Source organism: Clostridium sp. CM041, assembly GCF_055081035.1.
Genome location: NZ_CM143648.1, coordinates 1719745 through 1740573, shown reverse-complemented (window position 1 = coordinate 1740573; position 20829 = coordinate 1719745). Strand labels below are relative to the sequence as shown.

Here is a 20829-nt window from a genome sequence, read left to right as displayed (position 1 = left end):
AGTTTTAAGTTTGTAGTTATGGGTAAGAGTAGGTGATATAATAATGGTAACTGCTATAATATTAGCATCAGGGTATTCGAGGAGAATGGGGAAAAATAAGCTTATTTTAAAATATAAAGGTAAAATGCTAATTGAACACACTATAGAAGTAATTAAACAATGTTGCTTTTTAGAGGTGATTGTTGTAGCTAGAGAAGAGGAAATAATAGAAATTGGTAAAAGAAATGATTTAAAAGTTATTAAAAATGAAAATGCAGTTAAAGGAATAAGCGAATCAGTTAAATTGGGTGTAACACATACAACAGAAACAGATGGATATATGTTTTTTACGGCGGACCAACCTTTTTTAGATAAAGATACGATAAAAGAATTAATCTATGAATTTAAAGAGAATTCAGCTTATATAATTATTCCAAGGTGTGATGGTAGACATGGGAATCCTGTAATATTTCCGTACATCTTTAAGGAAGACTTTTTGAAGTTAGAAGGGGATGTTGGTGGGAAAATAATAATAAATAAGAATTTAGAGAAAGTTAAGTTTGTAGAAATACATAATAGTACAAAATTATTTGATATTGATACTAATGAAAATTATGAGTATATTCTAAAACTAGAGGAGAATAATGAGCATGTTTAATGAGATTGTCATTGTACGTGGCGGAGGAGATTTAGCATCTGGAACAATTCAAAAATTGCATAGAAGTGGATTTAGGGTATTAGTTCTAGAAGCATCAAAACCGACTGCTATTAGACGGAAGATTTCTTTTAGTGAAGTGGTATATGAAAGAGAAGTAGAGGTAGAAGGAATTAGGGCTGTACATGTATTTAGTTTAAGTGAAATAGAAAATGCTTGGAGCAATAAAAAAGTTCCAGTAATTATAGATGAAGAAGGAAAATATATTAAAGAAATAAAGCCTAAAATTGTAGTTGATGCTATTATTGCTAAGAAAAATATGGGAACAACAAGGGATATGGCAGATATAACTATTGCTATTGGGCCGGGATTTACAGCAGGTAAAGATGTAGATGTTGTAATAGAGACGGCTAGGGGTCACAATCTAGGTAGACTTATTTTTAGTGGACAAGCTGCGAAAAACACAGGAGTTCCAGGAAATATTAGGGGGTACTCTAAAGAAAGAGTTATACATTCGATATGCGCTGGGGTAATGAAGGATGTTCTAGATATTGGTGCTGTGGTTGAAAAAGATGAAGTTATTGCATATATAGGAGAGACACCAATAAAAGCAACAATATCAGGACTGTTAAGAGGAATTATACGTAGTGGAAGTACTGTAAAAGAGGGATTTAAGATTGCGGATATCGATCCAAGGGTGTCAGAAAAAATGAATTGTTATACTATTTCTGATAAAGCAAGAAATATAGCAGGCGGAGTATTAGAAGCAGTATTTTATTTAATGACATCTCAGAATGAGGATTAATGGTATGGAAAAGAGAATTCTAAAAGGGATTTAAGAAAGTTTAAGAATCGAGGGCTATAGATTGTTTAATGGATGCAATGCTTTCACGTGGAGTGTGGTATTAAATAAAACTTATTTTAAAATACGAGTTAGAGGTGATTGATATAAAAAAAATACCTGTGAGAGACGCAGTTGGATCCGTTTTATGTCATGATATTACTCAAATTGTTCCAGGAGTAGTAAAAGATAGAGCATTTAAAAAAGGACATATAATTAAAGAAGAAGATATACAATTATTACTTTCATTGGGAAAAGACAACATATATGTATGGGAGGAGAAACAAGGATATCTTCATGAAAATGATGCAGCAGAACGTTTGAGAGCCCTTACAGCAGGAACAGGACTTACATTTAGTGAAGTAAAAGAAGGTAAAATTAATTTTATAGCAGAGCACGATGGACTTCTTATAATTAATACAAGGTTGTTATATGGACTTAATTCATTAGGTGAGATAATTTTAGCTACATTACATAATAACTATCCTGTAAAAAAGGGACAGAAGGTAGCAGGAACAAGAGTTATTCCACTTGTAATTGAGGAGGATAAGATAAAAAAAGCAGAGGATTTAATCGGCGATGCGAAAATTGTAAGCATAATACCGTATGCACCAATGAAAGTAGGAATTGTTACTACAGGCAGTGAAGTATATCATGGCAGAATAAAGGATGCGTTTGGTCCTGTAATAAGAAGCAAAGTTACGGAATATGGTTGTGAAATACTTGGACAAACTATACTTTCAGATGATGAGAATAAGATAACGGAGGCTGTAGACGCATGGATAGAGCAGGGGGCTGAAATGGTAATCTGTACTGGTGGAATGTCAGTAGATCCTGATGACGTTACTCCTACAGCAATTCAAAATACAGGGGCAGAAATTGTAACATATGGATCACCCGTTCTTCCAGGTGCAATGTTCTTGCTAGCGTATAAAGGAAATATTCCAATCTTAGGACTTCCGGGGTGTGTAATGTACTCTAAGAGAACTATATTTGATTTGGTATTACCAAGGGTACTCGCAAAGGAAAAATTGAGTTTTGCTGATATAGCAGCATATGGTCATGGGGGACTTTGTATGGAGTGTGAGGAATGTAGATATCCCGATTGTATATTTGGAAAGGGAGTATAATAAATTCAAAATTAAGAGAGGAACATGGACTTATAATGAATAGAGGTTTTTTATGAGGGATAAAGGATTATTCAAGATAATTTTAGCGTTAACATGCAGTATATGTGTTTTGTTTTTATTAAGCCCTATCATTACACTTTTTATATTTCCATGGGAGAAATCTTTAGAGTTGATTTTAGATTCATTTGTATTACAGGCGCTTATAATAAGCTTGAAAAGTACTTTTCTTTCTTTACTAATAACTATTTCATTAGGTATACCAACAGCATATTATATGGAAAGGTACTCATTTTGGGGAAAGAGGCTTGTTGAAATCATTGTACAGTTGCCTCTTGTACTGCCTCCAGCGGTAGCTGGGTTGCTATTATTAGTTACTTTTGGGAGAAATGGACTTATAGGAAAATATCTATCTCCATTTGGGATTCAGCTACCATTCACTTTTATAGCTGTGGTTACAGCGCAGGTGTTTATAGCAATGCCTATATTTATTCAAGCAGCACGGACTGGATTCAAAAAGGTGGATAGAGAACTAGAGAACTCAGCAGCAGTTTTGGGAGGTTCGCATTTGCAGATTTTTATTTATGTTACACTCCCATTATCTAAAAATGCATTGTTAACTGGTGCTATTCTTTCTTGGGCAAGAGCCCTTGCGGAGTTTGGAGCGACTATCTTATTCGCAGGAAATTTGGCAGGGAAAACACAGACGCTGCCTCTAGCTATATATACGGCAATGGAAAAGGATTTAAACCTATCTATGGGAATGGCAGTATTGTTGGTTATTGTATCAATTGGAGTTTTGGGTATATTGAAATATATCACTAGAACTGAGAAGGATTAAGAGGCTTGATTACTATGGGAGAAAAATTGATTGCTTTAGAATTTTGACTTTAAATGAGATATATAGAATTGTTAAGTCGGGGGGGCAGGAAAATAGTGAAAAAGAAGTTAGTGAGAACAGTATTAATAGTGATGACTTTGTTATTAATTATGTTAGGCGGGGGATGTAAGGCAAAGCAGACAGATAAAGCCTCAGAACGAGAAATTATTGTTTTAGCAGCATCTTCATTGACAGAAAGTCTTGAAGAAATTATTAAATTATTTGAAAAAGAAAATCCTGATGTAAAAGTAACGATGAATCTGGACAGTACAAGCAGATTAAGAGTTCAGATAGAGCAGGGGATAAAAGCTGACTTATTTCTATCAGCAAATAAAGAACATTATGATGCATTGAAAGAAGAAGGACATATTTCAGAAGGAGAAGTCTTTTTACATAATTCCATGGTTCTAATTGTTCCCAAAAGTAATCCAGCTGAGATTGAAAAGCTCGATGATTTACAGAATAAATGTAAACTCGTTATAGCTCAGAAGGAGGTGCCTGCTGGAGAGTACACGAGAAAGATAATTAATTCTCTAAATCAGCAATTAGGAACACAATATGAGGGGAAGGTACTAAGCAACATAGTATCAGAGGAGAGTAACGTAAAACAGGTGGTAAATAAGGTTGTAATAGGAGAAGCGGATGCAGCATTTGTTTATTCATCAGATATTACAAAAGGCGTGAGGGATAAAGTTAAGATAATTGACATTGATCCTAAATATAATGTAAAGGCAGAGTACTGGACTTCTAAATTAAAAAATGAAGAAGAAAATAAATATGCAGAGGAGTTGTACTCATTTTTATTGAGTAAAGACTGTAAGCGTATTTTTAAAAAATATGGATTTAATGGTGCAAATTAATAGACTTAATTTCTAGATAATATGATTTAGTATAAGAGCGTAAATTGTGAAATGAAGTTTATTAGGAGAGTAAAATAAACTTCATTTCACATCTAACAGTTTTGCCATGTTTTTTTATTTAATCATTACTATAAATTATCTATTTAGTTTTTTTATAGTTTATGGCTACATCTTGTTCTTGAAGTAATGTTAATGAAAGATTTATTATTATGTTTTCTTTGATAGTATTAAAATTGATTTCTATAGGAAAGTCTTTATTAAAGGGCGTTTTATCAACAAGGGTATATGTTTCATAAATTTTAGCTTTTTCTATTTCGCAATTTATAGGTGGAACACTGCAATCTATATATCTATCACATTCTATATTTTTTTTGTATAGATAATCACCATAACTTTTATTAACATCTAAACAATCTAATGAGACATAAATTGGTATATAATCTAGAGGATTTTGCTTAGAGAAAATGGGGGGGACTTTATACTGGATCAAAGTAGTGCATTTAAAAGGAATATAAATTATAAGAGATTCAGTATCTAAATTAATTATACCATCATGAACATCTTTAGCTATAGAGGAATCTACTTTGTTTCTTACAAAACCTTCTAAAAAAAGTTTTCCATTCAAGGAGGGAGAAATATCATCTTTATTATACAAAGGTATAAGCTTACTATTAGTTAAGTATACGTCTTTTTTCATGTTTTTTATATCTAAGGCAGCGTTTTTTAATCTAAATGTTGATTCAATAGGAATATCTATGGTTTTCTCTGCAATTATGAGGGGGAAGGTCGATACTAAGCTTTTACTGGGGTTAGTATTTATACTTCCACGGATATCATAAATACAATCGGGAGTAGTATTAATGTCACCTTCTTTTTTTATACATTCTGTATCAGTTTTAATAATTAATTTGCGTGTAGGAAGTATAAATTTTGTAGTAATTTTATCGTTTATATTTTTTTGTACACTTAAATTATTTTTATGCTTGATATTTGTTAACCTGTTTTTAAATATCTTATTAATATCTTCATTATAAGATGATTGTTGTAAGAGTTTTAAAATAACAAGCAGTTTTGCCATAATTAATTTATCGCAAATAGGAGGTATAGAATCTGAGTCATTTTCAATATTTACTTGTTTAAGAGAAGGTATAAAATCTGAGTCATCTTCAATACTTACTTGTTTAAGAGGCGGTATATATTCTACATTCATTCTATCTTTTGTATTTTCTTGTAAGCATAAATTATTTTTGTGCTTAACATTTGTTGAGACTTTTTTAGATGATTCATTAAAAACTATAAAACAATTTGGTCGTTGCAACATATTCAAAACAATAAGTAACTTCATCAGCCTTGATTTATCACAGTTATTTTTTTCCTTCATTCAAAAATGCTCCTTTATTATAAGGGTCAGAAATATTAAATAAAACGGGCTAGATAGCATACTGTAGAGTTATTTTATTTCATATGCCTTATGTAATTAAATATTATTGAATATGGAATACGTATTATATTAATTATATAAAAATAACCGTTCTTCTAAAGAATTATATTATTTTAGAAGAACGGTTATATCTAAATGTCTATAGCGGAATATTCACTTGTTGCAATTGTAATACTTTAACTCTAACATATACAACCATTTTTTCAATTACTTTATTATAAAGTTTTACATTTGAATTAGTTTTATGGTACATAGGATCTGTATTCATATCGTCCTCAAAAATTCTTACTCCTTCTAATTCACAGTATGGGCTTTCAGTAAAAGTTATATTATCTTCAAAAGATTGCTCACATGCTGATTTTCCAATAAGAGTTTCTTTGCAGTCATCATGGCACATACAACTACTTAATAAATCTATTTCGGTTTGAGCGCTCCGAACGTTAACTACTGGTGGTACAACATATTGAACTTCTGTTACAGTTGTAAATTTGACATCTACGGTTGTATGAGCTATTCTACCACTTACAATTTTATCGTCGATACAGTCAGCAGTAGCATATTCTATATTTTTTCTTACAAATCCACTTATAAATAATTTGCCAGATCTTAGAATGCCATTTTCAATTACTCCTGATCTTGGAAGTAACTTGCATTGAGTTAAATATACATTTTTCTTTATTCTTTTAATTTCATAGAATGGTTCGTTCAATCTAAACTCAGCCTCGACATCTATTTGAATTTCCCTTTCGCCGAGAACCACAGGAATTTTAGCTACTAGAGGGCCATTAATTCCAACTGGTCTGATAGTAGTTCCACTGCTTAAAGGTAATGTTTTTGAACTAATAACTTCACCACAATTATCGCAAGGGTGAAGAGTTTGATTATTTTCCAAAAGTAATTCCTCCTTTTTTTTCAGGTCTTATGACCTTCTACATACTATGTAGAAAATAAAGAAAGTGTTACTTTAAATATTATTAAATATATAAATAACCGTGCTTCTAAAGGAAAATATCTTCTTTAGAAGAACGGCTATATCTAGATGTCTATAGTGAAATAATTACTCGCAGAAATCGCAATATTTACTCGTAGTGCAAATGGAGTTAACTGGATCATCATATGGTATATTTACCTGTTGTAATTGTAATACTTTAACTCTGACATATACAACCATTTTTTCAATTACTTTATTGTAAAGTTGTACTTTTGAATTAGTTTTATGGTATATAGGGTCTGTATTCATATCGTCTTCAAAAATTCTTACTCCTTCTAATTCACAGTATGGGCTTTCAGTAAAAGCTATATTATCTTCAAAAGATTGCTCACATGCTGATTTTCCAATAAGAGTTTCTTTGCAGTCGTCATGGCACACACAACTACTTAATAAATCTATTTCAGTTTGAGCTCTGCGGACATTAACTATTGGTGGTACAACATATTGAACTTCTGTAACGGTTGTAAATTTGACATCTATTGTTGTATGAGCTATTCTACCACTTACAATTTTATCTTCGATGCAGTCAGCGGTAGCATATTCTATATTTTTCCTTACAAATCCACTTATAAATAATTTTCCGGATCTAAGAACACCATTTTCAATTACTCCTGATCTTGGAAGTAATTTGCATTGAGTTAAATATACATTTTTCTTTATTCTTTTAATTTCATAGAATGGTTCGTTCAATCTAAACTCAGCTTCGACATCTATTTGAATTTCTCTTTCGCCGAGAACTACAGGGATTTTAGCCACTAGGGGGCCATTAATGCCAACTGGTGTAATATTAATTCCACTGCTTAAAGGTAATGTTTTTGAACTAATAATTTCACCACAATTATCGCAAGGGTGAAGAATTTGATTATTTTCCAAAAGTAATTCCTCCTTCTTTTTAGGCCTCATGGCCTTCTACATACTATGTAAATAATAAAAAAATGGTTCATTCAAATATCAGTATATTTTTAATGCTAGATATGAAATATAAAAGTATAGAATAGTTGAAATAATATAGGTAAATGCAGTAATATATAAACAAGTAGGATATAATAGTCTTGGAGCAAGATATTGAAAATAAAATAGACTAGCATGTGAATAGTTATTTTTTTAGATTAAAAATAAATTTTAATGCAAATAGTGGGGTTGTTAATTATGTCAGAAAAAAGGACCTTCGATGAGGAAATTATTATTAAAGAAAAAATAGAAATGAAGATTAAGAAGCCTAGTAAGTACATGGTAATAATTCACAATGATGATTATACAAGTATGGAGTTTGTTGTGCAGGTTTTAGTTGGGGTTTTTAAAAAACAGGTTGTGGAAGCCACAAAAACCATGTTTGAAGTCCATAAAAAAGGTAGTGGCGTTGCAGGGATATACAGCTATGACGTAGGTATAACAAAAATTGATCAAGCTATGGATATGTGTGAAGAAAGTGGATTTCCACTGAAACTAACCTTAGAAGAGGAGTAATTATGCAATTAGATAATATAGTAAATGAGATTATTACTGCGGCTTTTAATGAAGCTCAAATGTCAAATCATGAATACTTTACACCAGAACATATTCTTTACGCTTCTTTATTTTTTGAAGAGGGAATTGAGATAGTAGAGAATAGTGGTGGGAATGTTAAAAGACTTAAAAAACAAATAACAAAATTTTTAAAGGAAAATATAGAAATCGTAGAAGATGTAGAGCCAATCCAAACAATTGGAATTCAAACAATTCTATCAACGGCTGCAGATCATGTTATGCTCTCGGGTAAAGAGATAGTTAAGATAGGCGATGTGATCGTGGCCATGTATGATGATGATGAAAGCTTTGCTTCTTATTTTTTGCGGAAACAGCAAATGAAGAGAAGAGATCTTCTTAATTATATAGCTCATGGTATATCTGTGGTAGATACTTTTGATTTTGATTCTACAACAGATAATGACATAGAAGAGCCGGTGAGATTTACTGACAATGAAGAAGATATAGAATACACCTATGAAGAGGAAATTGAAAATCCCAATGATAAGGAAAATTTTTTAAGTAACTTTACTGTAGAGTTAACAGAACAAGCGGGCAAAGGAGAGATGGATCCTCTTATAGGGAGACAAGATATTCTGCTAAGAACCTTGCAGGTATTATGCAGGAGGCTTAAAAATAATCCGGTGCATGTAGGGGAACCTGGAGTAGGTAAGACTGCTATTACTGAAGGTCTTGCACAATTAATTGTAGAAAATAAAGTGCCAAAGTTATTGCAAGGGAGTAAAATATATTATTTGGATATGGGTGCTCTTCTCGCAGGTACAAAGTATAGAGGAGATTTTGAAGAACGTATTAAAAAAGTGTTAAGCGAAATTAGTAAGGAAGAAAAACCTATAGTGTATATAGATGAAATCCATACTATAGTTGGAGCAGGTGCAGTTTCTGGAGGATCTATGGATGCTTCTAATATTTTAAAACCCTTTCTTGCAGATGGTAAGGTAAGATTTATTGGATCAACTACTTATGATGAATATAAGAAACATTTTGAAAAAGACAGTGCACTGGCTAGAAGATTTCAAAAAATCGAGGTGCCAGAGCCTTCAGTTGAGGATACTTTCGATATTCTTATGGGGTTAAAAGATAAATACGAAACTTACCATAATGTTACATACAAAGATGAAGCTTTAAAAATAGCAGTAGAATTATCTAGCAAGTACATTAAGGACAGATTTCTACCAGATAAGGCTATAGATATTATGGATGAAGCAGGCGCTTATGCAAGGCTTTATGCTGAAGACAATGAAGAGACTATTCCTATTACGGTGGGTGCAGTGGAAAAAATAGTAGCTTCTATTGCAAAAATTCCAGAGCAAAGTGTATCAAATAATGAGATAGATATACTGAAAAATCTAGATATTAATTTAAAGAAACAAGTTTTTGGGCAAAGAGACGCTATAGACACTTTAGTAAGATCTATAAAGCGATCTAGGGCAGGTTTTAATGAAGAAGATAAGCCAATAGCGTCGCTCCTCTTTGTTGGTCCTACAGGGGTTGGGAAAACAGAAATAAGTAAACAATTGTCGATTAGCTTAGCTATTCCACTTATTAGATTTGATATGAGTGAATACCAGGAAAAACATACTGTTGCAAGGCTTATCGGTGCACCACCGGGATATGTAGGTTATGAAGAGGGCGGAATGTTAATTGAGGCTATTAAAAGAAATCCTTATTGCGTGCTACTTCTAGATGAGATTGAAAAAGCCCACCCTGATATATTTAATGTGTTATTGCAGGTTATGGACTATGCAACATTAACAGATAATACTGGTAAAAAGGCGGATTTCAGAAATGTGATTTTAATAATGACTTCTAATGCAGGAGCTAGAGAGGCTGGCAAACATATAATTGGGTTTGGAGACAAAATGGAGTCTGGGCAAGTAATTACTAAAGAAGTGGAGCGAGTATTCTCACCCGAATTTAGGAATAGATTGGATAACATAATTGTATTTAATAAAATTGATGAAGCTATGGCTCTTCAAATAGCTAAGAAGGCAATGAAACAGTTTGAAGAAAAACTTTTAACTAAAAATATAAAATTAAAGGTTACAGATAATTTATATGATTGGTTAAGTAAAAAGGGTTTTTCCGAGGATTATGGCGCGAGAGAAATCAATAGAGTGGTCCAAAAAGAAATAAAGGCTTATTTTGTAGATGAAGTGCTGTTTGGAGACCTTTGCACAGGCGGTAGTGCAATAGTTGATATTGTGGATGGTAAACTTACAATTATTAAAGGTAATTAAAAAAAAGATGTTGCTAATAAAAATAGCAACATCTTTCTATTTAAATCGATATTATTATTTCTATTTTCTAGGAATAACCTCTGTCCAGTAACCATCTGGATCTATAATAAAATATATTCCCATAGATTTATTTTCATAGCAAATACAACCCATTTTTTTATGGTATGAGTAGGCTTCATCAAAATCGTCTGTAACTACAGCAAGGTGGAATTCATTTTCCCCTAAATTGTATGATTGCGTTCTGTCCTTAAGACAAGTAAGTTCTAACTTATGATTAGTGGTTTCATCACCTAAAAATACAAGAGTAAAACTACCATCTGATGGATGAAATCGCCTAGTTTCTATAAATCCTAAAGCATTTTTATAAAATTCCACACTTTTTTCTAAATCCAATACATTTATATTATTATGATCGAAAGAAAACTTCATTTAATATAACCACCTTTCCATATATCGTGTAGCACACGCTACACTGATTAATATATCACATATGCCATAGAATCATTATAAGCTTACTTAAATTTTATTCATAGAAGTTTAAAAATAAAAATATCTGATTTGGAATATATTTATATTTGCATAGAATGTATGATATGAGTTTACTATCACAAAATTATGAAGGAGTGAAAATATATGAGAGAAATAGAAACAAAAATATACTATATATACCATAGTGGGTTTGCCATTAAAACTAAAAATCATTTTTTAATATTTGATTACTATAAAGAACCTGTAATAAATGATAAAGCCCATAAGCAGACAGCATTGTTATCATCTGAAAATATTAAAGACATGAAAAATGTTTATGTGTTTTCATCACATAGTCACGAGGATCATTTTAATTCTTGTATTTTGGATTGGGAAAATTATAATAGTGATATACAATATATACTTAGTAATGATATAAAAATAGATAAGAATAAATCGAATTATAGATTTATAAAGGAAGGTGAAGAAAAATTATTTAAAGACGTTTATGTAAAAGCTTATGGTTCAACTGATATTGGAATATCTTTTTTAGTAAAAGTTGATGGGGTAACTATTTTTCATGCTGGAGATCTTAATTGGTGGCACTGGAAAGAGGACAGTTCAGAGGAGCGATCTGAAGCAGAGGCTTCATTTAAAACTCACATAGAGAAATTAAAAGAAGAAAAATCTATCGACATAGCTTTTTTTCCAGTAGATCCAAGACTTCAAGAGTTTTATTATATAGGCGGAGAATATTTTGCAAAAGAAATTAGGCCTAAATTACTTATACCTATGCATTTCGGAGATGAAGTAGCTATTACTAAAGAATTTGCTAGTATAATGAGAAAAATTAACATAAAATCAGTTGAAATAAATCATCCTAGGCAAGAGATAATATATAAAAAATATTTTTAATATATATGGATAGAAATAGTCAGTTATGTCTATAATTTAAATAACCAAATAAAAAAGCATCACATGCAGTATTTTTTAGTCCCCCTAAATTAATATTACATGTGATGCTTTTTATATTTAGATGGATTTATGATGCAAAACTTATAAAATAATTAAAAACTATAATTTCTATTTACATAATTTTATAATTGTGATAACTTTATTATTATAAAGCAGTAAGTAGAAAGTAGGATAGATTAAATGAGAACAGAAACTAAAAATGAGAACGTTTTAAATTATATTTACATTATTATCGGGACTACAATACTCGCAGCAGGCATAAATATGTTTTTGGCAAAATTTAAATTGGTAACAGGTGGAGTAGCAGGTATTGCCATTGTAATTCAATATATTGCAGAAAGGCATTACGGAATAGGAGTGCCTCTATGGTTTACTAATATTGTGATAAATATACCATTGCTTATCATTGCTAGAAAACTTAAGGGGAAAAAATTTGTGGGTAAATCCATGTTTGCTGCGGCATATCTATCTTTCGCGTTGTTTTATACAAGCTTTATACCGATGCCACAGGTCGATATTTTGTTGGTTAGTATATTTGGTGGAGTATTTGTTGGTATAGGCTTAGGGTTTGTATTAAGAGCATCCGCTAGTACTGGAGGAACCGATTTAGCTGCAAACATCATAAAGGTTTATTTAAAAAATATGCCAATAGCTAAAATTATATTAGCTATTGATTCGATTATAATACTAACAGGTGCTTTTGTATTTGGTATTCAAAAAGCTATGTATGCACTAATATCTACTTATATAGTTAGTAAGGTTATAGATGGTATACTTGAAGGAATAAATTATTCTAAAGCGGTATTTATTATTTCAAATAATTCTAAGGAAATAGCGGAAATATTAATGAAGGATTTAAAGAGAGGTGTAACAGGAATAAATGCTACTGGAATGTATACAAATGGACCCAAACAGGTGCTATATATAGTAGTTGGTAAAAATGAAATAGTACCTCTTCAAAAAATGGTTAAATTAATTGATGCCAACGCATTTATTACTGTTGCAGATGTAAGAGAAGTATCGGGAGAAGGATTTACAAAATAAAAAACAAGTATAATAGGCAACATTTTCAAAGTATACTTTGAAGTCTTCATGTAAACACTAAATTTAGAAAGGAAGTGATTATACATGGATGATAGATTAAATAGTAAACCTATTATATTTGACCACCCAGAGAAACTTACGCAGGGTGTATCTTTAGAAAAAGATGATGTTGTTGCAAAAACTTTCATTAATGAAGAAGATGGATGTGTGAAATGTAACATTGTTCTTGAAAATAAGGTTACTGGAGAAACGGCAAAGAGAGATGAAGTTATTGGTGAGATAGTTGAAGACGAAAATGAAGATGAAGAATTTGATTAAATAGATATGCTTGTTTAAAAGAATTATAATATATATAATTAAGAGAAAAACTTAAGGGATGCCTAAAATGATTGAAAAATCATTTTAGGCATCTATTTTTATTATAAAAATATTTGACATTTATTATTAAAAATATTATAATTTTAATTGAATATAAAAATAATTGATACATATACTAATATTTAAATATAAAGACTGTGAAGAGAAGAGTAGATATAAAAGGGTAGTAATAGCGAGTTGGTGATGGTGAAAGACCAATACGAAGTTTATATCGAAGAACATCTCAGAGTTTCTAACCGAAATCTTTAAGGTAGTAGGCTTAGACGGCTCCAATCCGTTAACTGTTGGGCAGTATCAATTGTATAACTCGTATCAACGAATATATAATTCTGTACTGATTAGATTGGTCATATTATATGACAAAACTGGGTGGCATAGCGAAATTATAGCCTTTCGTCCCTTTATTATTAAGGGATGGAAGGCTTTTTTTATTATTAAGGTAAATATAAAATTATAAGGAGGGCAATTTTATGGAAAAATTGTTAGTAAAACAAATTTATAGAGAAAAAGAAAAATATGCAGATCAAGTAGTATCTATCTCTGGATGGATAAGAACTTTAAGATCTTCTAAAGCGTTCGGGTTTATAGAAGTTAATGATGGAAGCTTCTTCAAAAATATTCAGGTAGTTTTTGAGGAAGGTTTAGAAAATTTTGCTGAAATAGCTAAATTACCTATAAGTTCATCTTTGACTATAGAAGGGAAACTTGTTGTAACGCCAGAAGCTAAGCAACCATTTGAGATTAAAGCTACTAAAATAGTTTTAGAAGGGATGTCAAATACCGATTATCCATTGCAAAAGAAAAGACATTCTTTTGAGTATTTAAGAACTATTGCACACTTAAGGCCAAGAAGTAATGCTTTCTCAGCAGTGTTCAGGGTGCGTTCATTAACTGCTTTTGCTATACATGAGTTTTTTCAAAAGAGAGGATTTGTATATACCCATACACCAATAATAACTGGTAGTGATTGCGAAGGTGCGGGTGAAATGTTTAGAATATCTACCCTTGATTTTAGCAATATTCCGCTAGGCGAAGATAAAAAAATTGATTACGCGCAAGACTTTTTTGGTAAAGAAACTAGCTTAACTGTAAGTGGACAGTTAGCAGCAGAGGCTTTTGCTTTAGCGTTTAGAAATGTTTATACATTTGGGCCAACATTTAGGGCAGAAAATTCTAATACAGGAAGACATGCAGCTGAGTTCTGGATGATAGAGCCTGAAATAGCATTTGCGGATTTAAAAGATGATATGAAACTCGCAGAAGACATGATGAAATATATAATAAAATATGTTATGGAAAACGCTCCAGAAGAGATGGAATTTTTCAATAGTTTTGTAGATAAAGGTTTAATTGAAAGGTTAAATGGTGTTGTAAACGCAGAGTTTGGCCAGATAACATATACAGAGGCTGTGGATATTCTACAAAAATCAGGAAATGAATTCCAGTACCCAGTAACTTGGGGCTGTGATCTTCAAACTGAGCATGAAAGATATTTAACAGAAGAAGTGTTTAAAAAACCATTATTTGTAACGGATTATCCAAAGGAAATAAAATCTTTTTATATGAGAATAAATGACGATAATAAGACAGTTGCAGCAATGGACTTACTTGTACCGGGAATAGGAGAAATTATTGGTGGAAGCCAAAGAGAAGAAAGACAAGATATTTTAGAAGCTAGAATGGAAGACTGTGGTCTTAATAAAGAAGATTACTGGTGGTATTTAGAGTTAAGGAAATACGGCGGAACTAAGCATGCTGGATTTGGACTAGGATTTGAAAGAGCTATTATGTATATTACAGGTATGAGCAACATCAGAGACGTTATTCCATTCCCAAGAACAACTGGGTCTGCTGAATTTTAACGACATTTCAGAAGGAAAGTCTCCCATTTGTATAAGTGGGAGTACTTACTATAAGTAGGCGTTATTTGCCCTAGCAAATAGAAAACTTTAGTGGGAGTATAAATCTCCTTCTGAAGTCGTCAATGCATCTTCTGCGAATCCGCAGGAGATGAATTAATAGTAAATTGCAATACTTAAAAGCAGCTCCCTATGTGTAGAATAGGAGCTGTTTTTAATTTAGAAAGCTGATAGCGCAGGGAGGAACCTTGGGGAAGGGTTTCATGATATAACAGAATAAAAAGATACAAGCTACTGACAAAAGTCAGTAGCTTGTATCTTAATCATAAGATCTATGTTCTAATTAAGCTTCAACTGGAGCGCCTGTAGGACAAACACCTGCACAAGCTCCACAATCGATACAAGTATCAGCATCGATAACAAATAGTGAATCTCCTTGGCTTATAGCGTTAACTGGGCATTCAGGTTCGCAAGCTCCACAGCTTACACATGCATCAGTAATTTTATATGACATAATAATCAACCTCCTTTTTAACTAATTTACTACATAATATCATAATTGGGCTAATAAATAAAGAGTTTTTTAGAAATAGAAGATGGTGGAACATATGTCATAATTATTATGATTATTTTTATATGTTAAATTAAATAAATATTTATATTAATAATTTATAAATGCTTTCAAAATACAATATTAAATAAACTGCATTAAATAATAGTTACAGCTAAAAACTAAATTTAAAACAGTTCATTTAATATATATGGTAGTTAGTAACTTTTAGCTGTATCTATATTAATGATGAGCTCATCTATCTAGCTGTGAGTTAATAACTATTAATAATATTATGTGTAAGATTTAAAAAATTATTCAGAATAAAATTATAACTTAATTAAATTACTTACGGAGCAATTTAATTGCTCTATTAACAACATTTTCTGTTGTAAAGCCGAATATTTTGAATAAATCGTCGGCTTTACCTGAAGCTCCAAATCTATCAATAGAGATTACATCTCCGTCTATTCCAACATATTTATGCCAACCAAAGGAAGAAGCGGCTTCAACTGCCAAGCGGGATCTTATGTCTGATGGTAATATAGATTCCCTGTACTCTTTTGATTGTGATTCAAACAAATCTAAGGATGGCATACTTACTACTCTAGCTTTGATACCACGGTCATTTAATATCTTAGCTCCTTCATAAATAAATTCTACTTCAGAACCAGAAGCCATTAAAATTATATCAGGGGTTTTACCTTTTTCTTCATAGGTTTTTAAGACATAGGCACCCTTTAAAGCTTCAATTGAGGTTTCTTCATACAAAGGTAGATTCTGCCTTGTTAGTATTAATGCAGTAGGAGTTGTTTTTGAAGTCATTGCAGCATAAAAGCCAACAGCTGTTTCTCTTGAATCAGCTGGTCTAAAGACATTGAAGTTTGGTAGAGATCGCAAAGCTGCAAGCTGTTCAATTGGTTCATGAGTTGGACCATCTTCACCAACTGCTATACTATCATGAGTTAAAACATAAATTACTGGAAGACTCATAAGGGAAGATAATCTCATTGCACCCTTCATATAATCACTAAATACAAAGAAAGTTGAAACAAAGGGTTTAAGACCTCCATGAACATATATTCCATTTGCAATAGCAGCCATTGCATGCTCTCTTACTCCAAAATGAAGGTTAGTGCCAGTTCTATCTTCCATAGAAAAATCACCTTTGCCCTCCATATAGGTTTTATTAGAAGGAGCAAGATCTGCTGAACCACCTATAAGGTTTGGTACATGTTTTGCTAATATATTTATTATTGCGCCAGAAGAGTTTCTTGTTGCTGCTGTGCCTTCAAACTTCCACATATCTTGGATCTTAAGTAAATCAACAGAAAGTTCTCCGCTTTGCCATGCTTCATATTCCTTAGCAAGTTCAGGATTTTTTTCACTATACTGCGCATAAAGTGTGTTCCAAGTTTCTTCTTTTTTCATAAGATCTGACTTTACATTTTCCATATGATTAGTTACTTCATCGGGAACTGTAAATGGATCGAGGTTCCAGCCTAGGCATTTTTTCATTTCAGTTATATTAGATTCTCCTAGTGGTTCCCCATGTGCTGAGGCAGTACCTTGTTTTTTAGCACAACCGAATCCAATAATAGTTTTAATTTTAATAAATGTAGGTTTATTTAACTCAAGTTTTGCAGTTTCAATGGCACTACTTATTGCGTCCATATCATTGCCATCTTCTACATATAAAACCTGCCATCCATAGGCATCAAATCGTTTACTTACATCTTCTCTAAAAGCGATATCTGTATTTCCTTCTATAGTTATACTATTTGAGTCATACATTAAAATAAGTTTTCCAAGGCCTAAGGTGCCTGCCAGGGATGCTGCTTCTCCAGAGATTCCTTCCATATTACATCCGTCACCACATATAGCATAGGTATAATGATCCACAATAGTATATTCTTTAGTATTAAATTTTGCTGCAAGATGGCTTTCGGCTATTGCCATACCTACCGCATTAGCAATACCTTGTCCGAGTGGTCCTGTGGTAACTTCAACACCATTTGTATGACCATACTCAGGATGACCGGGTGTTAAACTTCCCAATTGTCTAAAATTCTTTAAATCTTCAATAGTTAGACCATATCCAAAAAGATGAAGTAGAGAATATTCTAGCATTGATCCATGCCCAGCTGACAATACAAATCTATCTCTATCCTGCCATTTTGAATTGCAAGGATTATGCTTCATATGCTTCGACCATAATGTATATGCCATGGGTGCCGCTCCGAGCGGAAGCCCTGGATGTCCAGATTTTGCTTTTTCTATTGCCTCAGCTGATAAAATTCTTATAGTATCTACGGTTAGTTGTTCAATTTTACTCAATATAAATTCCTCCTTGTTATATATCTTAATTATTATGATATTTTAAATTATTTATAATAGATGTATGTCCTATATTTAATATAAAAGATTACTCTCTGTATTGCAAGGATATATTGTTTTTAAAAAGAAGTTAGTTTAACGACATTTCAGAAGGAAAGTCTCCCACTTCTACAAGTGGGAGTACCTACTATAAGTAGGAGTTACTTGCCCTAACAAATAAAAAACTTCAGTGGGAGTATAAATCTCCTTTTGAAGATGACTTAATCCTTATCTTTATCTCCAAATCCATTTTTGCCTTCTTCCTGAATTTTCTCAGTATTTTTTTTAATATTACACTCAATTTCCGATAGTATTTTTTGCTGATAGAACATTATTAAATAACAGATAATACTTGATATAAATACTAATATAAAGGTAGAAACTTTAAAAAATATAAGTATTACAACCAAAAAACTTGTTAAATTCAAAATTGTAATATGAAATTTACGAATGGTATAGTAGGCAGCAGTTTTAAGAATATCTTTTGTACTTAAATAAAATCTTGAGATTATTGGGAATACATAAAGACTCATTGGAAAAATAAAAGCTACAACTATAAAGATGAAAACAGTTAAAAATTTTGGGTAACTACTTGAAATAACCAATTTGATGTCAATAAATAGTATAGATAGTATAATTATTTCTAGAGACCAAAAGAATAATGATTGAAAAAAGTTAACTTTATAAGCCTTAAAAAAGTCTTTCGTAATATTTATATTTTTTTCCCGGATAAGTTTTCCCATAACACTAAGAAGAGCTGTTGCGGCAGGTCCTATTGGGATACAACATATAAGGATAATAGAAATAAACCCCTGTGGAATTGTATTTGAACCATTAGAAAAGAGTGCAATTAATATGAAAAGTAGTGGGATATTGAGAAGTAGAAAGTACAGATTGCCCAAGAAAAACCAAAATATATAATTAGTTATCGTATATATAGGTCCTTCACCAAATTCTCTTTTTAAATTAGCCATTTTTCCCTCCAAATGCATTTATCAAATGCTACTGTGTAAATAGATATAATAATTTGAATTTTTATATAACTAACTAAAATGTAACATAAATTGTGTGAAATTTAAATAGGTAGAAGTCATAAAAAAGCTGATTGAATTTTGGAATTCTGAACAGAAGAATAATTGAATAGATAATTATTTACAAGATATTAAATGAAGGGATGTTTTTATATTTAGTAAATTAGCGGTATAATAAATAAAAAAGAAAACATTTTAAGTTAGGGGCGATATTTATGAATTTAAAAGGTAAAGTAGCTATAGTTACAGGAGCATCTAGAGGGATTGGGAAAGGTATTGCTATAGAACTAGCTAAGGCTGGAGCTTGCGTGGTTATAAATTATAAAAGTAATGATGAAGCAGCTGAAAAAACCTTGCAAGAAATTAGAGAGCTAGGAGCTTATGCCTTGAAAATTAAAGGTGATGTAAGTAATTATGAATTTTCAAAGGATATGATAAAAACTACTGTTGAAAAATTAGGTAAAATAGATATTTTGATAAATAATGCAGGAATCTCAAAGGTCGGGCTGTTTATGGATGCTACGCCAGAAGAATGGGACAATATTTTAAACGTAAATCTTAAAGGAACAATTAATTGTTCCCATAGTGCTGTTAAAGAGATGATAAAGCAAAAAAGCGGAAGCATAATAAATATATCTTCAATGTGGGGTAATGTAGGTGCATCTTGTGAAGTGATTTACTCAGCATCTAAGGGGGCGATTAACTCTTTTACAAAGGCACTAGCTAAGGAACTTGCACCATCTAATATTAGGGTTAATGCAATAGCTCCAGGGGTTATAGATACAGAAATGAATGGTTGGCTAACTGATGGCGAACGCAAATCTTTAACTAATGAAATACCTATGATGAAATTTGGAGAAGTGCGAGATGTTGGAATGCTTGTAACCTTTTTAGCTAGTGAAAATTCAAAATATATTACTGGACAGGTGGTAACAATAGATGGAGGAATGCAATAATAATATTATTAATAATTTATTAATAACTTCTTAAGCAATCTCTAATATTAGAATCTAATTATATGTTATAATTAGATTAACATTTAATAAATAAATCTTATGAAATGAAAGAAGGCTAGGATTATCATGGAATATACAAAGGGCAGAAATATAATTTCAAGGTTATTTAAATCAGTTTTATCAATTGGTACATTTATTGTTTTATTAATAACATTACCTTATATAGCTATCTTTGTTATTAAAGCCTTATTTGCAATTGTAGTTTTTGGAGCTTTAGTATGGTATAGTTTTAAACTAATAAAGGGTACTAAAAATTTCATCTACAAATTAAGTACAAAGAAAAATTTTGCTGCAAAAGCTGATATGTTTAGTAGTGATAAAGATACTTCAGATTCCATTGATATTAATTATAATGATAGTGTTATTGTTGATGTTGATTATGAAGAGATACTATAAGGAACATTCTAATGAAGTTAAATCAAATATATAAATGATCTTTTAAAAACCAATCTATATTTTAGATTGGTTTTTGTTTTCTAGATTCTATAAGTAATAAATTTATGAAATTGAGATCTACAATTATAATTAAGTAGAATATTTTTTGGAAAATAGCAAAACATATAAATAGCAATATAAATAAAGGAGATGTTT

The 20829-nt window shown here is 31.4% G+C and carries 20 protein-coding genes and 1 other annotated feature; of the genes, 13 read left to right on the top strand and 7 right to left on the bottom strand.

The window, feature by feature from the left end; all coding sequences use genetic code 11:
- The first annotated feature begins 43 nt into the window (after nucleotides 1-43).
- The 5 genes from mocA (at nucleotide 44) to modA (ending at nucleotide 4342) form a co-directional block, all read left to right on the top strand.
- Nucleotides 44-637, top strand: a complete 594-nt coding sequence (gene mocA, locus ACWJJT_RS08115; protein WP_462956669.1) for a molybdenum cofactor cytidylyltransferase — start codon at nucleotides 44-46, stop codon at nucleotides 635-637.
- On the top strand, nucleotides 630-1439 hold the full coding sequence (yqeB, locus tag ACWJJT_RS08110; RefSeq protein ID WP_462956668.1) for a selenium-dependent molybdenum cofactor biosynthesis protein YqeB: 810 nt from the start codon (nucleotides 630-632) through the stop codon (nucleotides 1437-1439). Before mocA ends, yqeB begins: the two co-directional genes overlap by 8 nt.
- Nucleotides 1440-1582: 143 nt before the next feature.
- Entirely contained in the window at nucleotides 1583-2605 is a 1023-nt protein-coding gene (locus ACWJJT_RS08105; protein WP_462956759.1) for a molybdopterin-binding protein, read from the top strand.
- Between the two features lie 52 nt (nucleotides 2606-2657).
- Nucleotides 2658-3443 carry an ABC transporter permease gene (locus ACWJJT_RS08100; protein WP_462956667.1) on the top strand — a complete coding sequence of 262 codons (786 nt, stop codon included), beginning with the start codon at nucleotides 2658-2660 and terminating at the stop codon, nucleotides 3441-3443.
- Between the two features lie 95 nt (nucleotides 3444-3538).
- A complete protein-coding gene (gene modA / locus ACWJJT_RS08095) occupies nucleotides 3539-4342 on the top strand; it encodes a molybdate ABC transporter substrate-binding protein (RefSeq protein WP_462956666.1) in 804 nt (267 codons plus the stop codon).
- Between the two features lie 139 nt (nucleotides 4343-4481).
- Here the strand turns inward: modA and ACWJJT_RS08090 are convergent, their stop codons facing one another.
- The 3 genes from ACWJJT_RS08090 to ACWJJT_RS08080 form a co-directional block, all read right to left on the bottom strand.
- Entirely contained in the window at nucleotides 4482-5723 is a 1242-nt protein-coding gene (locus ACWJJT_RS08090) for a DUF7852 domain-containing protein (protein WP_462956665.1), read from the bottom strand.
- A gap of 199 nt (nucleotides 5724-5922) precedes the next feature.
- On the bottom strand, nucleotides 5923-6675 hold the full coding sequence (locus tag ACWJJT_RS08085) for a CsxC family protein (RefSeq protein WP_216302674.1): 753 nt from the start codon (nucleotides 6673-6675) through the stop codon (nucleotides 5923-5925).
- A 165-nt stretch (nucleotides 6676-6840) separates the two neighbouring features.
- Nucleotides 6841-7647, bottom strand: coding sequence for a CsxC family protein (locus ACWJJT_RS08080; RefSeq protein WP_462956664.1), 807 nt, complete (start codon nucleotides 7645-7647; stop codon nucleotides 6841-6843).
- A gap of 276 nt (nucleotides 7648-7923) precedes the next feature.
- Between ACWJJT_RS08080 and ACWJJT_RS08075 the strand changes: the two genes are divergently transcribed.
- Both ACWJJT_RS08075 and clpA read left to right on the top strand, forming a co-directional pair.
- Entirely contained in the window at nucleotides 7924-8241 is a 318-nt protein-coding gene (locus ACWJJT_RS08075; protein WP_216302676.1) for an ATP-dependent Clp protease adaptor ClpS, read from the top strand.
- Nucleotides 8242-8243: 2 nt separating this feature from the next.
- Nucleotides 8244-10541, top strand: a complete 2298-nt coding sequence (clpA, locus tag ACWJJT_RS08070) for an ATP-dependent Clp protease ATP-binding subunit ClpA (protein ID WP_462956663.1) — start codon at nucleotides 8244-8246, stop codon at nucleotides 10539-10541.
- 60 nt (nucleotides 10542-10601) lie between these two features.
- Here the strand turns inward: clpA and ACWJJT_RS08065 are convergent, their stop codons facing one another.
- Entirely contained in the window at nucleotides 10602-10970 is a 369-nt protein-coding gene (locus tag ACWJJT_RS08065; protein ID WP_216302678.1) for a VOC family protein, read from the bottom strand.
- 204 nt (nucleotides 10971-11174) lie between these two features.
- On the opposite strand from ACWJJT_RS08065, the gene ACWJJT_RS08060 reads away from it, so the two are divergent.
- From ACWJJT_RS08060 to asnS, 4 genes are all read left to right on the top strand, one after another.
- A complete protein-coding gene (locus tag ACWJJT_RS08060) occupies nucleotides 11175-11924 on the top strand; it encodes an MBL fold metallo-hydrolase (RefSeq protein WP_462956662.1) in 750 nt (249 codons plus the stop codon).
- A gap of 240 nt (nucleotides 11925-12164) precedes the next feature.
- Nucleotides 12165-13028, top strand: a complete 864-nt coding sequence (locus tag ACWJJT_RS08055; protein ID WP_462956661.1) for a YitT family protein — start codon at nucleotides 12165-12167, stop codon at nucleotides 13026-13028.
- An 84-nt stretch (nucleotides 13029-13112) separates the two neighbouring features.
- Nucleotides 13113-13346 (top strand): hypothetical protein, encoded by a 234-nt coding sequence (locus ACWJJT_RS08050; RefSeq protein ID WP_216302681.1) that lies wholly within the window; start codon nucleotides 13113-13115, stop codon nucleotides 13344-13346.
- Between the two features lie 188 nt (nucleotides 13347-13534).
- Nucleotides 13535-13810 (top strand) — a binding site (T-box leader).
- Nucleotides 13811-13876: 66 nt separating this feature from the next.
- On the top strand, nucleotides 13877-15268 hold the full coding sequence (gene asnS / locus ACWJJT_RS08045) for an asparagine--tRNA ligase (RefSeq protein WP_462956660.1): 1392 nt from the start codon (nucleotides 13877-13879) through the stop codon (nucleotides 15266-15268).
- Nucleotides 15269-15608: 340 nt separating this feature from the next.
- On the opposite strand, the gene ACWJJT_RS08040 is transcribed toward asnS, so the two are convergent.
- From ACWJJT_RS08040 to ACWJJT_RS08030, 3 genes are all read right to left on the bottom strand, one after another.
- A complete protein-coding gene (locus tag ACWJJT_RS08040; protein ID WP_165414303.1) occupies nucleotides 15609-15779 on the bottom strand; it encodes a DUF362 domain-containing protein in 171 nt (56 codons plus the stop codon).
- A gap of 381 nt (nucleotides 15780-16160) precedes the next feature.
- Nucleotides 16161-18155, bottom strand: coding sequence for a transketolase (tkt, locus tag ACWJJT_RS08035; protein WP_462956758.1), 1995 nt, complete (start codon nucleotides 18153-18155; stop codon nucleotides 16161-16163).
- Between the two features lie 257 nt (nucleotides 18156-18412).
- Complete coding sequence (locus ACWJJT_RS08030; protein WP_462956659.1) at nucleotides 18413-19165, bottom strand: YesL family protein; 753 nt, start codon at nucleotides 19163-19165, stop codon at nucleotides 18413-18415.
- A gap of 272 nt (nucleotides 19166-19437) precedes the next feature.
- Here ACWJJT_RS08030 and ymfI point away from each other — a divergent pair, with 272 nt between their 5' ends.
- Nucleotides 19438-20178 (top strand): elongation factor P 5-aminopentanone reductase, encoded by a 741-nt coding sequence (gene ymfI, locus ACWJJT_RS08025; protein WP_462956658.1) that lies wholly within the window; start codon nucleotides 19438-19440, stop codon nucleotides 20176-20178.
- Between the two features lie 126 nt (nucleotides 20179-20304).
- Nucleotides 20305-20634, top strand: a complete 330-nt coding sequence (locus tag ACWJJT_RS08020) for a hypothetical protein (protein ID WP_462956657.1) — start codon at nucleotides 20305-20307, stop codon at nucleotides 20632-20634.
- The last annotated feature ends 195 nt before the right edge of the window (nucleotides 20635-20829 follow it).

Excerpts from the sequence above, each read along its gene's own strand:
- mocA (WP_462956669.1), top strand. The coding sequence starts at position 44 with ATGGTAACTGCTATAATATTAGCATCAGGGTATTCGAGGAGAATGGGG.
- yqeB (WP_462956668.1), top strand. The coding sequence starts at position 630 with ATGTTTAATGAGATTGTCATTGTACGTGGCGGAGGAGATTTAGCATCT.
- ACWJJT_RS08100 (WP_462956667.1), top strand. The coding sequence starts at position 2,658 with ATGAGGGATAAAGGATTATTCAAGATAATTTTAGCGTTAACATGCAGT.
- ACWJJT_RS08090 (WP_462956665.1), bottom strand. The coding sequence starts at position 5,723 with ATGAAGGAAAAAAATAACTGTGATAAATCAAGGCTGATGAAGTTACTT.
- ACWJJT_RS08075 (WP_216302676.1), top strand. The coding sequence starts at position 7,924 with ATGTCAGAAAAAAGGACCTTCGATGAGGAAATTATTATTAAAGAAAAA.
- clpA (WP_462956663.1), top strand. The coding sequence starts at position 8,244 with ATGCAATTAGATAATATAGTAAATGAGATTATTACTGCGGCTTTTAAT.
- ACWJJT_RS08065 (WP_216302678.1), bottom strand. The coding sequence starts at position 10,970 with ATGAAGTTTTCTTTCGATCATAATAATATAAATGTATTGGATTTAGAA.
- ACWJJT_RS08060 (WP_462956662.1), top strand. The coding sequence starts at position 11,175 with ATGAGAGAAATAGAAACAAAAATATACTATATATACCATAGTGGGTTT.
- ACWJJT_RS08055 (WP_462956661.1), top strand. The coding sequence starts at position 12,165 with ATGAGAACAGAAACTAAAAATGAGAACGTTTTAAATTATATTTACATT.
- ACWJJT_RS08050 (WP_216302681.1), top strand. The coding sequence starts at position 13,113 with ATGGATGATAGATTAAATAGTAAACCTATTATATTTGACCACCCAGAG.
- asnS (WP_462956660.1), top strand. The coding sequence starts at position 13,877 with ATGGAAAAATTGTTAGTAAAACAAATTTATAGAGAAAAAGAAAAATAT.
- ACWJJT_RS08040 (WP_165414303.1), bottom strand. The coding sequence starts at position 15,779 with ATGTCATATAAAATTACTGATGCATGTGTAAGCTGTGGAGCTTGCGAA.
- ACWJJT_RS08030 (WP_462956659.1), bottom strand. The coding sequence starts at position 19,165 with ATGGCTAATTTAAAAAGAGAATTTGGTGAAGGACCTATATATACGATA.
- ymfI (WP_462956658.1), top strand. The coding sequence starts at position 19,438 with ATGAATTTAAAAGGTAAAGTAGCTATAGTTACAGGAGCATCTAGAGGG.
- ACWJJT_RS08020 (WP_462956657.1), top strand. The coding sequence starts at position 20,305 with ATGGAATATACAAAGGGCAGAAATATAATTTCAAGGTTATTTAAATCA.